Origin of the sequence: Flavobacterium ranwuense (assembly GCF_004349315.1) — a bacterium.
GTDB lineage: Bacteria > Bacteroidota > Bacteroidia > Flavobacteriales > Flavobacteriaceae > Flavobacterium > Flavobacterium ranwuense.
The window spans coordinates 216,273-230,254 of record NZ_SMLH01000005.1; the positions used below are offsets into that span (position 1 = coordinate 216,273).

Annotated in this window: 13 protein-coding genes; 3 read left to right on the top strand and 10 right to left on the bottom strand. The window is 34.3% G+C overall.

Features of this window, described 5'->3' with window-relative positions; genetic code table 11:
• Positions 1-10: 10 nt before the first annotated feature.
• Positions 11-1,315, bottom strand: a complete 1,305-nt coding sequence (locus E0I61_RS10880; RefSeq protein ID WP_132071374.1) for an NAD(P)/FAD-dependent oxidoreductase — start codon at positions 1,313-1,315, stop codon at positions 11-13.
• Between the two features lie 325 nt (positions 1,316-1,640).
• Between E0I61_RS10880 and E0I61_RS10885 the strand changes: the two genes are divergently transcribed.
• Positions 1,641-2,144, top strand: coding sequence for an RNA polymerase sigma factor (locus E0I61_RS10885; protein ID WP_099714727.1), 504 nt, complete (start codon positions 1,641-1,643; stop codon positions 2,142-2,144).
• Positions 2,141-2,773, top strand: a complete 633-nt coding sequence (locus tag E0I61_RS10890) for a hypothetical protein (RefSeq protein ID WP_132071376.1) — start codon at positions 2,141-2,143, stop codon at positions 2,771-2,773. Before E0I61_RS10885 ends, E0I61_RS10890 begins: the two co-directional genes overlap by 4 nt.
• A gap of 84 nt (positions 2,774-2,857) precedes the next feature.
• On the opposite strand, the gene E0I61_RS10895 is transcribed toward E0I61_RS10890, so the two are convergent.
• Together E0I61_RS10895 and E0I61_RS10900 are read right to left on the bottom strand one after the other, a co-directional pair.
• Positions 2,858-3,667, bottom strand: coding sequence for a lysophospholipid acyltransferase family protein (locus E0I61_RS10895; RefSeq protein WP_131995001.1), 810 nt, complete (start codon positions 3,665-3,667; stop codon positions 2,858-2,860).
• 138 nt (positions 3,668-3,805) lie between these two features.
• Positions 3,806-4,447 (bottom strand): NUDIX hydrolase, encoded by a 642-nt coding sequence (locus E0I61_RS10900; RefSeq protein WP_131994421.1) that lies wholly within the window; start codon positions 4,445-4,447, stop codon positions 3,806-3,808.
• 94 nt (positions 4,448-4,541) lie between these two features.
• On the opposite strand from E0I61_RS10900, the gene E0I61_RS10905 reads away from it, so the two are divergent.
• Positions 4,542-4,982, top strand: coding sequence for a DUF4268 domain-containing protein (locus tag E0I61_RS10905; RefSeq protein WP_131994418.1), 441 nt, complete (start codon positions 4,542-4,544; stop codon positions 4,980-4,982).
• Between the two features lie 94 nt (positions 4,983-5,076).
• On the opposite strand, the gene E0I61_RS10910 is transcribed toward E0I61_RS10905, so the two are convergent.
• From E0I61_RS10910 to E0I61_RS10940, 7 genes are all read right to left on the bottom strand, one after another.
• On the bottom strand, positions 5,077-5,487 hold the full coding sequence (locus tag E0I61_RS10910) for a hypothetical protein (protein ID WP_131994415.1): 411 nt from the start codon (positions 5,485-5,487) through the stop codon (positions 5,077-5,079).
• A 10-nt stretch (positions 5,488-5,497) separates the two neighbouring features.
• Positions 5,498-6,442: an NAD(P)H-dependent flavin oxidoreductase gene (locus E0I61_RS10915; RefSeq protein ID WP_132071378.1), complete on the bottom strand. Its 945-nt coding sequence runs from the start codon at positions 6,440-6,442 to the stop codon at positions 5,498-5,500.
• A 12-nt stretch (positions 6,443-6,454) separates the two neighbouring features.
• Positions 6,455-8,071 carry a S8 family peptidase gene (locus E0I61_RS10920; protein ID WP_132071380.1) on the bottom strand — a complete coding sequence of 539 codons (1,617 nt, stop codon included), beginning with the start codon at positions 8,069-8,071 and terminating at the stop codon, positions 6,455-6,457.
• Positions 8,072-8,204: 133 nt separating this feature from the next.
• Positions 8,205-9,392: a tRNA 2-thiouridine(34) synthase MnmA gene (mnmA, locus tag E0I61_RS10925; protein WP_132071382.1), complete on the bottom strand. Its 1,188-nt coding sequence runs from the start codon at positions 9,390-9,392 to the stop codon at positions 8,205-8,207.
• A gap of 72 nt (positions 9,393-9,464) precedes the next feature.
• The gene (locus E0I61_RS10930) at positions 9,465-10,178 is read right to left on the bottom strand and encodes a toxin-antitoxin system YwqK family antitoxin (RefSeq protein WP_131994403.1); all 714 of its coding nucleotides are present in this window, start codon (positions 10,176-10,178) and stop codon (positions 9,465-9,467) included.
• 178 nt (positions 10,179-10,356) lie between these two features.
• Entirely contained in the window at positions 10,357-12,261 is a 1,905-nt protein-coding gene (yidC, locus tag E0I61_RS10935; RefSeq protein WP_131994400.1) for a membrane protein insertase YidC, read from the bottom strand.
• A 56-nt stretch (positions 12,262-12,317) separates the two neighbouring features.
• A complete protein-coding gene (locus E0I61_RS10940; RefSeq protein WP_131994397.1) occupies positions 12,318-13,931 on the bottom strand; it encodes a CTP synthase in 1,614 nt (537 codons plus the stop codon).
• Positions 13,932-13,982: the final 51 nt, after the last annotated feature.

Here is a 13,982-nt window from a genome sequence, read left to right on the forward strand (position 1 = left end):
AAGTTTTTTTTTAAACTTCATCACTCGTAAACGTCGTGAAACTTTTCTTTTTATAGGGTCTGATGATCAAACGCCCTTCACGATCAAAACGAATGTAATTGTATACCCAATTCAAGAAAACTACGGCTTTATTTTTGAATCCAATAAGTGAAAACAAGTGAACAAACATCCATACAAACCATGCGAAAACTCCATTGAAATGGTATTTAGGCAAATCAACTACCGCTTTATTTCTTCCTATGGTTGCCATAGAGCCTTTGTCGTTGTATTCAAAAGCTTCCATAGGTTGGTTTTGAATTAATTTCACTAAGTTTTCACCCAATAATTCCCCTTGTTGCATTGCGGGTTGCGCCATCATGGGATGTCCTTGCGGATAGGTTTCAGATTCCATGGAGGCAATATCACCTACGGCAAAAATATTATCATACCCTACAACTTGATTGTATTCATTTACTCGAATACGTTCTACTTTTTCAACCAACGATTTACCATCCAATCCTGCAACAAGAGCACCTTGAACTCCTGCTGTCCAAATTACGGTGGCAGTCTCAAAAGTTAAATCGGAATTTGTTGTTATGGTACGTCCATCGTAATTGGTAACACGCACATTTTTCCAGATTTTCACACCCAAGCTGGTTAGAAATTTTTCGGCTGCTTGAGAGGATTTTTCACTCATGGTATTAAGGATTCTATCCCCACTTTGAATCAGATTGATTTCCATTTTGGCAATATCAAGATCAGGATAATCTTTTTGCAGAATGGCTTTTTTCATTTCGGCCAAAGCACCGGAAAGTTCTACTCCTGTTGGTCCACCACCAACGAGTACAAAATTAATCAAGCTATTTTGTTCGGCTACATCAGTGGTGAGTACTGCTTGCTCAAAATTCTCCAAAATCAGACTTCGGATGTTAAGTGATTGCGGTATGGTTTTCATGGCCATACAGTTGCGCTCAATTTCTTTGTTGCCAAAATAATTGGTTTTGGAACCGGTGGCAATTACCAAATAATCATACTTTAATTCGCCAATCTCAGCGATTATTTTTTGATTTTTGGTATCTATTTCTTGGACATTGGTGAGCCTAAAGTAAACGTCATCGTATTCCTGAATTACTTTTCGGATTGGGTACGCTATAGAACCGGCTTCGAGGCCGCCTGTAGCTACTTGATACAATAAGGGTTGAAACGTATGGTAATTGTGTTTGTCTAAAAGAACAACCTGTACTTTTTTATTTTTTAGTTTTTTGGCTAATGCGATTCCGGCAAAACCTCCACCTATGATTACTATTCTGGGTAAAGTTGAATTTGGGATGTTCATGTTTTAAAAAGTTCTGAATTGTTGATACTCAAAGATACAATGTTTTTTAATGTTGAATTTCATCAAATAGTATCGAAATTTTTGTTTTTGGGGAAAGGTCTTCAGAATACTAAACGTGTAAATTAGCCCCGATGGTAATGGAAATCCTTTATTTTCTGATTTTTTCAGAAAATAAAGATTGTAATGTACAGCGGGACGAGTATTAATTATGAAATGAATATTGTTGTGCTACTGATTGCTTCGTACCTCGCAATGACAAATTTGAAAATTATTATTTTATTCCTTAATTTGTAACAAAATCTACTTTTCAATTACTAACGTATATATGAGTGATAATCTAGAACATTCTTTTGTAAAGCAATTGCAAGAAAATCAGAATATAATCCACAAGATTTGTAGGTTGTATACTAATGGCGATGATGCACATAAGGATTTATTCCAAGAAATCACGATTCAGTTATGGAAGGCTTTTCCAAAATTCAGGGGCGATAGTAAATTTTCTACTTGGGCCTATCGAGTCGCGCTGAATACGGCGATTACTTTGTACCGAAAAACAAAACGATCCATAAACACTATTGAATTTGAAGGGCGGCAACATTTCCTGAATGATGTGGAATATGATTATGAGGAAGAAGAACAATTAAAGCTAATGTATAAAGCGGTTTACCAGCTGAATGACATTGAGAAAGCGTTGATATTTATGTATCTTGAAGACAAAGATTATCAGGAAATATCAGAAACATTGGGAATTAGCGAGGTAAATGCAAGGGTAAAAATGAATAGAATAAAAGGGAAATTAAAAAAAATATTAAATCCATTAGGCGTATGAAAGAGTTGGATTTATTAAAAAAAGACTGGCAGAAGAATACTAATTCTTTTGAGCAAGTATCAGAAATCGAAATTTATAAAATGATTCATAAAAAATCATCTTCGATTGTGAAGTGGATTTTGATAATTAGTATTTTGGAAGTTTTATTGTGGACGTGTTTAAGTGTTTGCTTTAATTCGGATGATTATTTAATTAAAATGAAACATCCTGAGTTAATTCAATACTTTGAAGTGTTTGCTTATTTTAATTATGGTGTGATACTGTTTTTTATCTATTTATTTTATAAAAATTACATCACGATTTCGACCACTGCTTCTACAAAACAATTAATGTCTGACATTTTAAAAATCCGAAAAACGGTTCAATATTATGTTTGGTATAATCTGGCAATGTTAGTGGTGAGTTTAATCATAGGGTTTATAATTGCTTTTGTATATAATCCTGAAATGAGTGTTCTAAAAGATAAAATTGCCACTAACGGAAAAGTGATGGCAATAACAATAGGAATCTTGACACTTACAACTTTAGTGTTTTTAGGAGCATTTTGGTTGTTTTACCGGGTATTGTATGGTATACTGCTTAGAAGATTGTATGCTAATTATAAAGAATTAAAAAAGATAGATCTTTAAGCCATAAAGTCAAAAGTCTTAATGTCGAATATCATGTGATTTTGATCTTTGATCTTTAAGACTTTTGACTTTATGACTAAATTTTTAATATTCCCATTTCCGTAATCGATTCAATTCTTCCTGTTCTTTAATTTCTTCAGCAGGAATAACTTTTAGGAATGAAGGATGTTGCTCGATTGCATATTCTACTTTTTCTACAATTTCCTCGATTGTATCATTATCGTAATCAATATCCAGAGGTTCTTTGATAATAAAGGACTGTAGGATTCCTTTTTTCTTCATACGAAATCCTTTTTTGTCAAACGAACGGCGAAAACCATCTATGACAATAGGCACCACGATAGGCCTGTGTTGTTTAATAATATGTGCTGTTCCTTTACGAACCGGTTTGAAGGATTTTGTTGTCCCTTGCGGAAAAGTGATTACCCAGCCATCGGCAAGTGCAATTTTAATATTCTCAGTATCGTTAGGATTTACTTCTCGTTTTTCGGTTACATCAACGCCTTTGGCACGCCAAGTTCTTTCAACAGTTATTGCGCCTACATACGATAAAATTCTTGGTAACAAACCTGCCTGCATGGTTTCCTTGGCAGCAACGTAATAAATATTCATTTTAGGTTGCCAGAGATAGCAAACATTTTTAATGCTATCATCACGTCCGCTCAAACTCGCATTAAAAACATGAAACATAGCAACGACATCCGCGAAATATGTTTGATGATTGGAAATAAAAAGTACGTTGTTGTCCGGTAAATTTCTAATAATTTCTGAACCTTCAATCTGTAATTCGTTAAATCCTCTGTACCGTCTATGCGTCATGGCTCCAAAGATTCGGATTAACCATTTTTTTATAAATAATATGTGTCCGAAAGGATTTCTCTTCAACAATCCCATAAAATTTGTATTTTTTTTGTGAATTTGGACTACAAACTTACGAAATTTATATTTGAAGTTTGTTGCTGAATTCAATTGAACTAATTGAAAACTACAACCAATTAATCCGCATTTTTCTAATACTAAAAATTCCATTTATTATCCAAGAACCTCTTTCAAAACTTCTTTTAACTCACTTAACATCATCGCTGTAGCTCCCCAAACAATATGCTCTTCAATTTTGAAAGCTGGAATATTGATATTATCAGCGTAGGAAGTTGACAAATTTGTATCCACTACAAGTGCATCGTCTAAAAAAACTGACAAAGGTAATTCGATAATATTTGCCACTTCCGAAGGTTGGGGTATAAACATCAATTCTTCTTTACTAATCCCTAAAAAAGGATGTACCATAAAGTTACTTGGCGGAATATACAGTTCTGTAAATGGCTTCAGAATTTCAATTTTATCCGGATGAATTCCTACCTCTTCATGCGTTTCCCGAAGAGCCGTTTTAGCAAAATTTTCATCATCCAATTCGTATTTGCCTCCAGGAAATGCAATTTGAGCAGAATGTACTCCTTTATAGGAATTTCGGACAATCAACACCAAATGTGTTGTATCATTTTTAGGATAAAAAAGCATCATTACTGCTGCTATTCTTGGTTTTTTATCTTCAATATTAATGTTTTTCAAGCTTTCTAATCGCTCTAAAGGGGCCATTTTCACATGTGCATCAAAAGCAGGAAGCCTTGCTTCAATTAATTTAGGAACATACCGTAAAAATTCTTGAAAATCCATAATCAAAGTCTATTTTTGCATATAAAAACAGCATATAAATATAGTTTAGAAAATACAATTGCACAAGTTTTCTATAACCAAAAAGTCATTACAAATGTACAGCAAAGAAGAAACACAAAGATTAAAGCGAGAGTTCTGGATTGCATTCGCAGAAAAATATCCCCGAAAATGGGTATTATATGATACTAAAATCAAGGATTTCTCTTTTAAATTTTATGTAGACAATAAAAAAGCTCAAGTTTTAATCGATATTGAACACCGAAGTGATGAAAAAAGAATAGCTTATTTTGAAAAATTGGAAGCGCTAAGAAATATTCTCGAAGAAGATTTCATCAAAGACTTGGTTTTCGAAAAAGACTATACACTGGAGAGTGGCAAAACCATCAGTAGGATTTGGGTTGAAAAACTAGGAGTTGGTGTCAGTAATCACAACTATTGGGATGAGATATTTGACTTCTACAATGAAAAAATGAATGCTCTGGAACTGTTTTATTTAGAGTATGATGATTTCATAAAAGATATCGAAAAGCTTTAAAACACAAGCCTGATATAGAAAATTCATGTTTGAAAAAATGCATCAATTTGAACGATTTAACTGTTAAAACTGAAGCATTTTTTCATCCAATTCATCACATATTAAAGATATTATACACAATAATCCGATCTTCATAATTGATATACAATTGCTTCCTATTATCCTGTTTTTTTCTGGTGATAATAGAGACAGTACAGTCTAATCCTTCATTATCCTTACAGGTAAACGAATAAACAATATCAGTATCATTCTCTTCGATAGGTTGATAATCTATGATTTCAAATAATTGAATTATTTGAGAATAAACCACTATTCTATTTTTATTGGTATCCAATGTGACTAAAATATTGACCAAATCTAAATCAGACCACTTCCCCCATTTCCCTTTTTCTGTTTTTTCTAAAACACTAAAACCCGAAGTTTTAAACTTGTAATTTTGTCCAAAAGAATGTTGCAATCCCATTACTAAAAAAAGCAATACTATATATATTTTTGTCTTCGTCATTCTTTATAAATTAAAAATCAAAATTATTTATTTCTTTTCTGGCTGTTTCAAAATCAGTTATCATTTCCTGAATGATTGCTGCGGCTGGTTTTATCTCGTGAATCAATCCTGCTATTTGTCCAATCTCTAATTCCCCTTCGATTAAATCGCCTTCAAACATACCACGTTTTGCTCTTGCTCTACCTAGCAAACCAATAAGTTCTTCTTTGGTTGGGCATTTTTCGTACAATTGCTGAACATCCTGATAAAATTTATTTTTAATCAACCGAACAGGAGCGAGTTCTTTCAAGGTCAGTTGTGTATCCCCTTCTTTAACATTTATAATCGTTTCCTTAAAATTCTCATGTGCTGATGATTCTAAAGATGCTGCAAATCTACTTCCTACCTGAACTCCATCAGCACCCAGTATCATAGTTGCAAGCATCCCACGACCGGTAGCAATACCTCCAGCAGCAATCAACGGAATGCTAATCTTTTCGTTTACCATCGGAATCAGCGTAAGCGTAGTCGTTTCCTCTCTACCATTGTGTCCTCCGGCTTCGAAACCTTCGGCAACAACAGCATCTACACCTGCGTCTTGTGCTTTTAATGCAAAAACAGAACTGCTAACCACATGAACGACAGTTATGCCATTTTCTTTCAAGTAAGGAGTCCATGTTTTTGGATTCCCAGCCGATGTGAAAACGATTTTTACTCCTTCATCAACGATAATTTTCATGATTTCTTCGATATTGGGATACAACATCGGGACGTTTACTCCAAAAGGTTTTGAGGTGGCCTTTTTACATTTTTGAATGTGTTCCCGTAAAACTTCAGGATACATGGAGCCAGCTCCAATCAATCCTAAACCTCCGGCATTACTCACTGCACTTGCTAATTTATAACCACTATTCCAAATCATTCCTCCTTGAATAATTGGATATTTAATTTTAAAAAGGTCTGTGATTTTATTCATGTATTGTTAATGCTATAATTTTTTAATTATTTTCCCTGTTTTAGAAAAACCATCTGATTCCATTTTATAAAGATACACTCCTTCATGGAGCGATTTCAATGAAATAATGGATGTTTGCGGTGTGATTTTTTGTTCTAAAACTTTTTGCCCCAAAATGGAATAAATAAAGACTGTTCCCTTATCAAATTTTGCAGGCAAAGAAACTGAAACAGTTTCACTGGCAGGATTGGGATAGAGTATAAAATCATCTTTAGAAAAGGATTGTAAAGCCAGCTGGTTACTCAAAGCCAATGCAAAATCAGGAATTCCAAATCCATATTGATTGTTGGGAGCAGAAAACTTATCAGCTGATTTTAATACTAATTCTCTAATTTCCCGATTTGTTTTTTGAGGAAATGCCTGCCATAAACAAGCAATCATTCCTGCCATTATAGGACATGAAAAAGAAGTCCCATTAGCAGCCACAATATTTCCCGCAGCATTTGACACTATCGCTGCTTGTCCTTGTGCCATCACATCCGGTTTTATTCTTCCGTCAAAAGAAGGGCCTACTGAACTGAACGAAGCCAACACTTCCGAAGAATTTACTGCACCTACAGCAATTACAGAAACAGCATCTGCAGGAACCGCAATATGTGGATCTGATGTACCGCCTGAATTACCAGCAGATGTCACTAGAATCATACCTCTGCTAAATGCAATTTCAGCCCCACGGGATATGAATGCAGTGGTACCATTTATTTCACTATACGTATGACTATACGCCTCATTATCGTAATCAAAATACCCTAAAGAAGTATTGATAATATCTACTCCTAAACTATCTGCTCGTTCTGCTGCTTCAACCCAAAGCGATTCTTCAACAGGATTTTCCGATGTGTCATCTTCGGTAATGAATAAATAATAGGATGCATCTGGTGCTGTTCCCACTAACGAATTCTCTTTGTAACCGCCCATTGAGGAAAGTACCGAAGTTCCGTGTGAAACTCCAGTATAAAAATTCGGATTTCTTAATACAAAATTATAACCTCCCAAAATTTTGTTATTATCACGTAATCGTTGAAAAGGTTGAGCTGTATTGACTCCTGGAAATCCAGCATCTAAAACCGCTATTATTTTACCGAAACCCGTATAATCCTGTTGGTGCAACTGTTGTCCGTTAAGCATCTGGATTTGATTCGATGAAGAACCATAAGCATAATCAATTTTGGTTTTCTTGGTTTTATTTAACTTCTTTATCTTTGACAGCTTCGCTATTTTTGCGGTTTGATTCAGTGATTTATCCGCAAAATCGACTTTACTGACAAAAGAAAGCAGTGCTAATGAATTTATATTTGCTTGTGATCCGCGAACATGGACCGCATTCATCCATTTGGATTTTGCCATGACAGTGATTCCAGCAGCTGATTTTATTTGACTAATATGAGATTTCTCTACTGGAATGTCTTTAAAGTCTAAAGTAATACTCTGATTGGTTCTTCTATCTAATGCTCTTTGGGTAAGCATTTCCAAAGGTGTATTAAAATAAAATTGGGAACTGGGTTTAGCATTGAAATATACCCAAGCATCTTGCTGGGAAAAACCAGCTGACGTAATCAGTAAAAAAAGAAATATGTAGATTTTTTTCATAGTCAACTTTATTTTTTCAAGTCACAAAAACTCCAACTATTGCTAGGATTGAATCATTATCATTACTTTTCAGGATATATTTAATTCCAGAAAGGCATTCATTTTTAGACCTTTTTATAAATAAAGTACTAAACTAAGAAATTACTCCCGAACCAACTAATTCTTCCCCTAAATACCAGACAGCAAATTGTCCTTCTGTTATTGCAGATTGCGGTTCGTCAAAGGCAACGTACATTCCGTTTTCAAATTGATGCAAGGTAGCTTTTTGCAAAGGTTGTCTGTATCGGATTCTCGCCATAACATCCATAGTTTCTCCATTGGCCAAAGCCAAATCTTTACGAATCCAATGCACTTCAGTTTTTTCTATAAACAAGGCGCTCTTGAATAATCCGGGATGTTGACTGGTTAATCCAGTGTAAATGGTATTGGTTTCCACATTAGTGGCGATAATAAACAATGGATCTGTTGTACCTCCAACATTTAATCCTTTACGTTGTCCAATAGTAAAATAATGGGCACCTTGATGTTTCCCCACTACTTTCCCCATATCTGGAGTGTACGGAATTTTTCGTGCATCAGATAGCAAACTATCTTCTAAAGTTAATTCGGCTACTTTTTCAAAACTGTAAACAGGATCGTTTTTATCAATTTGAATTATAATTCCGTCTTTTGGTTGCAATTTTTGTTGTAAAAACTCCGGTAAACGTACTTTTCCAATAAAGCATAACCCTTGTGAATCTTTCTTTTCGGCAGTAATCAAATCCATTTGAGCCGCTATTTCACGAACTTCTGGTTTTGTCAATTCTCCGATAGGAAACAATGATTTTGCCAATTGCTCTTGAGATAATTGACATAGAAAATACGATTGATCTTTATTAGTATCGGCGCCCGCTTTAAGTTGATAAACCGTTTCACCATTTACTTCGATTTCACTTTTCTGACAGTAATGTCCGGTAGCCACATAATCAGCACCAAGACTTAAAGCAATTTTCATGAAAACATCAAATTTTATTTCGCGGTTACAAAGTACATCGGGATTTGGAGTACGCCCTTTTTCATATTCGTTGAACATATAGTCCACGATTTTCTCTTTGTATTCTTCACTTAAATCAACAGTTTGGAAAGGGATTCCTAACTTTTCAGCAACTAATAAAGCATCATTACTGTCTTCAAGCCACGGGCATTCATTAGAAATAGTAACGGAATCATCATGCCAATTTTTCATAAAAAGGCCTATGACTTCATACCCTTGTTGTTGCAATAAATAAGCAGCAACACTTGAATCTACACCTCCAGAAAGTCCTACAACAACACGCTTCATCTTCAAAAAATTATAATTTTACAAGGATGCAAAGTTACAAAAGATTTACAACAGTATTTGTTAAGTATAAAGTTAATTATTTTTGGATTTTGTTGCATTTCCAGGAAAACTCATATTCGTTTCTTTTACCAATTTTCCTTTTTCAAAAAACTGCCAAATCCCTGATTTTTTACCATTTACAAACTGTCCTTTAGAAACTACATTCCCATTAGTGTCGCTAAAAACCGCTAAACCACTGTAAATGTTATTTTTAAACATTGACTCTTCCAATAAAATTCCTTTTTCAGTATATTTTTTATAAAAACCATTCTTCAAATTGCTTTTGTAACTTATTTCTTCTGCTATTTTACCACTGAGATAAAAAACGGTACGCAAACCTTCTAACTTACCATTTACGTAATGCTCTGTTGTCATGATGTTTTTTGAAGCTTGGTGGTAATACTTCCATTGCCCTTCAAATAATTTATTGACCACTTTACCTTCACTTACTTTATTTTTATTCTGATCATAAAAAATGGTATACGCTGAATTGTCTTTGGCATTAAATTCCCTTGTGGCTATTATGGATTTAGCTTTGGTGTCATCGTAAAAATTAAAAATCCCAACTTCTTTTCCGTGCTCAAAAGTCCCTTCATATCTGGGCCTTTTTGATTCCTCATAAAATCCTTTCCATACTCCGTGCTTTTTCCCTTTTTCATCTAACTTATTGAAATCTGTTTGTGCATAAAGACAAAACACATGCAAAAACATCAAAACAAATATTCCTTTTTTATAAAATGCTTTCATATGTTGACATTTATTGTTTTTTATCGGTCATATGTAATTCACATATCATCATTAGTATTTACGACTTAATTACGATCATGCTCATTTCATAATTACCTTTTTTATAGTAACGAATTCAGGTCGCTTAAATTATATGTAAATAAAAAAATCCCGAAATATATCGAGATTTTTTTATTTATTATTTTTTCTTCTGTTGTGCTTTTTGAGCTTCAGCTTGTTCCATAACTTCTTGCAGTTTTTTCTGGAATTTACCTTGTTTTTTCGGCTCTTTCAATTTGTTTTCTTGAATTTGAGCATGAATCTTATCACTATCGATAAAGTATCGTTTGATGACAATCATAATTCCAATGGTAATTAGATTCGAAATAAAGTTATACAAACTCAATCCCGCACCATAACTATTGAAGAAAAACAACATCATTATTGGCGATACATAAATCATGATTTTCATCATCTTAGCCATATCCGGCATTCCTTCTTGTTGCGGAGCAGCCATTTGTTGGTCACCAGAAGTCATTTTCATATAGAAGAAAATAGCAATCGAGGCAAGTACTGGAAACAAACTGATGTGATTTCCGTAAAAAGGAATATAGAAAGGCAATCGTATTACTTCATCAAAAGACGATAAATCATCTGCCCAAAGGAAGCTTTTTTGTCTTAACTCAAAAGCTGATGGGAAAAACTGAAAGGAAGCGTACATAAAAGGAAGCTGAATCAAGGCTGGAATACATCCCGCCATAGGATTCACACCTGCTTTATTGTACAATTTCATAGTTTCCTGCTGCTTCTTCATTGGGTCTTTTTTGAATTTCTCCCCCAATTCTGTAATTTCAGGTCGCAATACTTTCATCTTGGCTTGTGACAAGAACGATTTGAACGTAATAGGCGACATTGCTAATTTTATTAAAATTGTAAAAATAATAATAGCAATTCCGTATGCGATGTAAGAACTTAAAAATCCGAATAATGGAATAAAGATAAATTTATTGATCCATCCGAAAATTCCCCAACCTAATGAGATGATTTTTTCTAAATTTTTGTCGTAATGACTTAAAGTCTTGTAATCTGTTGGACCAAAATACCAACTCATTTTATGATCTAATTCTCCATTATCAAAGGCTAATGGGATATTTGCTTTAAATTGTTTCGTAAAAGTGGTATCTACTTTATCATCAAGAACCAGATTATCCGACTTCACTTTAGCAGTTCCGAAAGGAGTCTTTGTCAAAAGTATCGTTGAAAAAAAGTGTTGTTTGAAAGCTACAAAAGTCGCTTTTTCAAGATCTGATTCTTCTGATTGTCCTAAACCTGCATAATCAATTTTTCCATCTTCGTGTTCGAAATAGATTTCAGTGTAACGGTTTTCGTAAGAAACACTTTTCTCATTTCTGTAGGTTTTCAAGTTCCATTCTAAATCCAACGGTTTAGAAGTATTTAAAACTTTATTCAATCCTTGGGAACGAATGTCAAAACCAATCATGTAATCGTTTGGTTTCAATATGTATTTGTATTCCAAGAATTCATTAGCTCCCGCTTTCAATTTCATGGACAACACTTGATCTGCTCCAACTTTTGTCAAAGTAGGCTCAAAATACAGGTCTTTAGAATTTAAAGTACGGTTATCGCTAGTAAGCAATTGCACATTTAAATTGGCATTATTGTCTTTTATCAATTCAACTAATTGTCCGGAACCTTTCTTGAATTTTTCAAACTTTTTCAAAGTAGCCTCAACAATATATCCTCCTTTATTGGCAATTTTCAATGTAACCAATTCGTTTTCAATAGTTGTAAAACCAGCAGTAGCTGAAGGAAGCGTAGCAGAATAAGCAAAATTCCCTAACGTTTTTTGCAATTGGGCCAATTGTGTAGAGTCTCCGGTTGCTGCAACTGCAATAGTAGCTTTCGCAACAGTTTTAGCTTCTAATTCTTTGGCTTTAGCCTGCTTAATTACGAGCTCTTTTTGAGCTTTCTCAGCAGCAACCACTTTTGGATCAGGCTGGTTTTGATACATAATCCAAACCAAAATACCAAAAATTAATGCAAAACCAATAATCGAATTGAGATCAAATTTTTTTTGTTCCATTATAATTAAAAAAAGTTTAAAAGTTTAAAGTGTACCGTTTATTGGAACCAACCCAATTATTTTTTCTTCGCCTGAACCGCTGCTGCCACAAAACTCACAAAAATAGGATGCGGATTCGCTACTGTACTTTTGTATTCCGGATGGTATTGTACCCCGATGAAAAATGGATGATCTTCTATTTCTATAATCTCAACCAATCCTGTATCTGGATTTACACCTGAAGCAATTAATCCCGCATTTTGTAATTGCGCTACATAATTACTGTTGTACTCATAACGATGACGGTGACGTTCTGAAATAGTCTCTTTTCCATAAATTTTGTATGCCAATGAATCTTGTTTAAGATCACATTTCCAAGCACCAAGACGCATCGTTCCACCCTTATCAGTAATCGTTTTTTGCTCTTCCATAAGGTTAACAACCGGATGTGAAGTATGCTCGTTCATTTCAGTAGAATTTGCATCAGCATATCCTACAATATTTCTTGAATATTCGATAATTGCCATTTGCATCCCCAAACAAATTCCGAAAAACGGCACTTTATTTTCACGGGCATAACGAACTGCTTCGATTTTTCCTTCGATTCCTCTTTCTCCAAAACCGGGAGCAACAAGAATTCCGTCTAAACCGGCTAATTTCTCGTTTATATTTGTTGCGTCAATGTGTTCTGAATGAATAGAAATCACATTTACTTTGGTTTCATTTGTAGCCCCTGAATGAATAAACGCTTCCAAAATAGATTTGTAACAATCTTGCATTTCTACATATTTACCAATCAAACCGATGTTTACAGTATGCTTTGGATGTTTCAATCTACGTAAAAAAGTATTCCAGTTTTTCAAGTCCGGAGCAGCCTTTTTAGGCAAATCTAATTTCTTTAAAGCTACAATATCAAGTCCTTCTTCCAACATTAAATTTGGCACTTCATAAATCGTCGAAGCATCAATAGATTGAATAACAGCTTCTCTTTTTACATTACAGAATAAGGCCAATTTATTGCGAATCTCATCCGAAAGTTCATGCTCTGTTCTACAAACTAATATATCCGCTTTGATACCACTTTCCATCAATGTTTTAACGGAATGTTGTGTTGGTTTTGTTTTCAATTCTCCTGCGGCAGCCAAATAAGGTACTAAAGTAAGGTGAATTACGATAGCATTATTCTCGCCCAAGTTCCAAACCAATTGACGAACGGATTCTATATAAGGTAATGATTCTATATCTCCTACTGTACCCCCAATTTCGGTAATAACAATATCAAAATCGCCAGAATTACCTAGCAATTGCATTCTTTCTTTAATTTCGTTGGTAATATGAGGTACCACTTGAACCGTTTTCCCTAAAAATTCTCCTCTTCTTTCTTTTTCAATCACCGAAAGATAAATTCTTCCCGTAGTAACATTATTCGCCTGAGAAGTAGGAACATTCAAGAAACGCTCGTAGTGTCCTAAATCTAAATCTGTTTCTGCGCCATCATCAGTTACATAACATTCTCCATGCTCATAAGGGTTCAAAGTACCCGGATCAACATTAAGATAAGGATCAAATTTTTGAATTGTTGTTCTGTATCCTCTTGCTTGTAACAATTTTGCCAAAGATGCTGCAATAATTCCTTTTCCTAAAGAAGAAGTCACACCGCCTGTAACAAAAATATATTTCGTTTGATTCATTCTGTTGTTGTTTGTATGTAGTTGTGTAAAAAACTTGGCAAAAGTACAAAT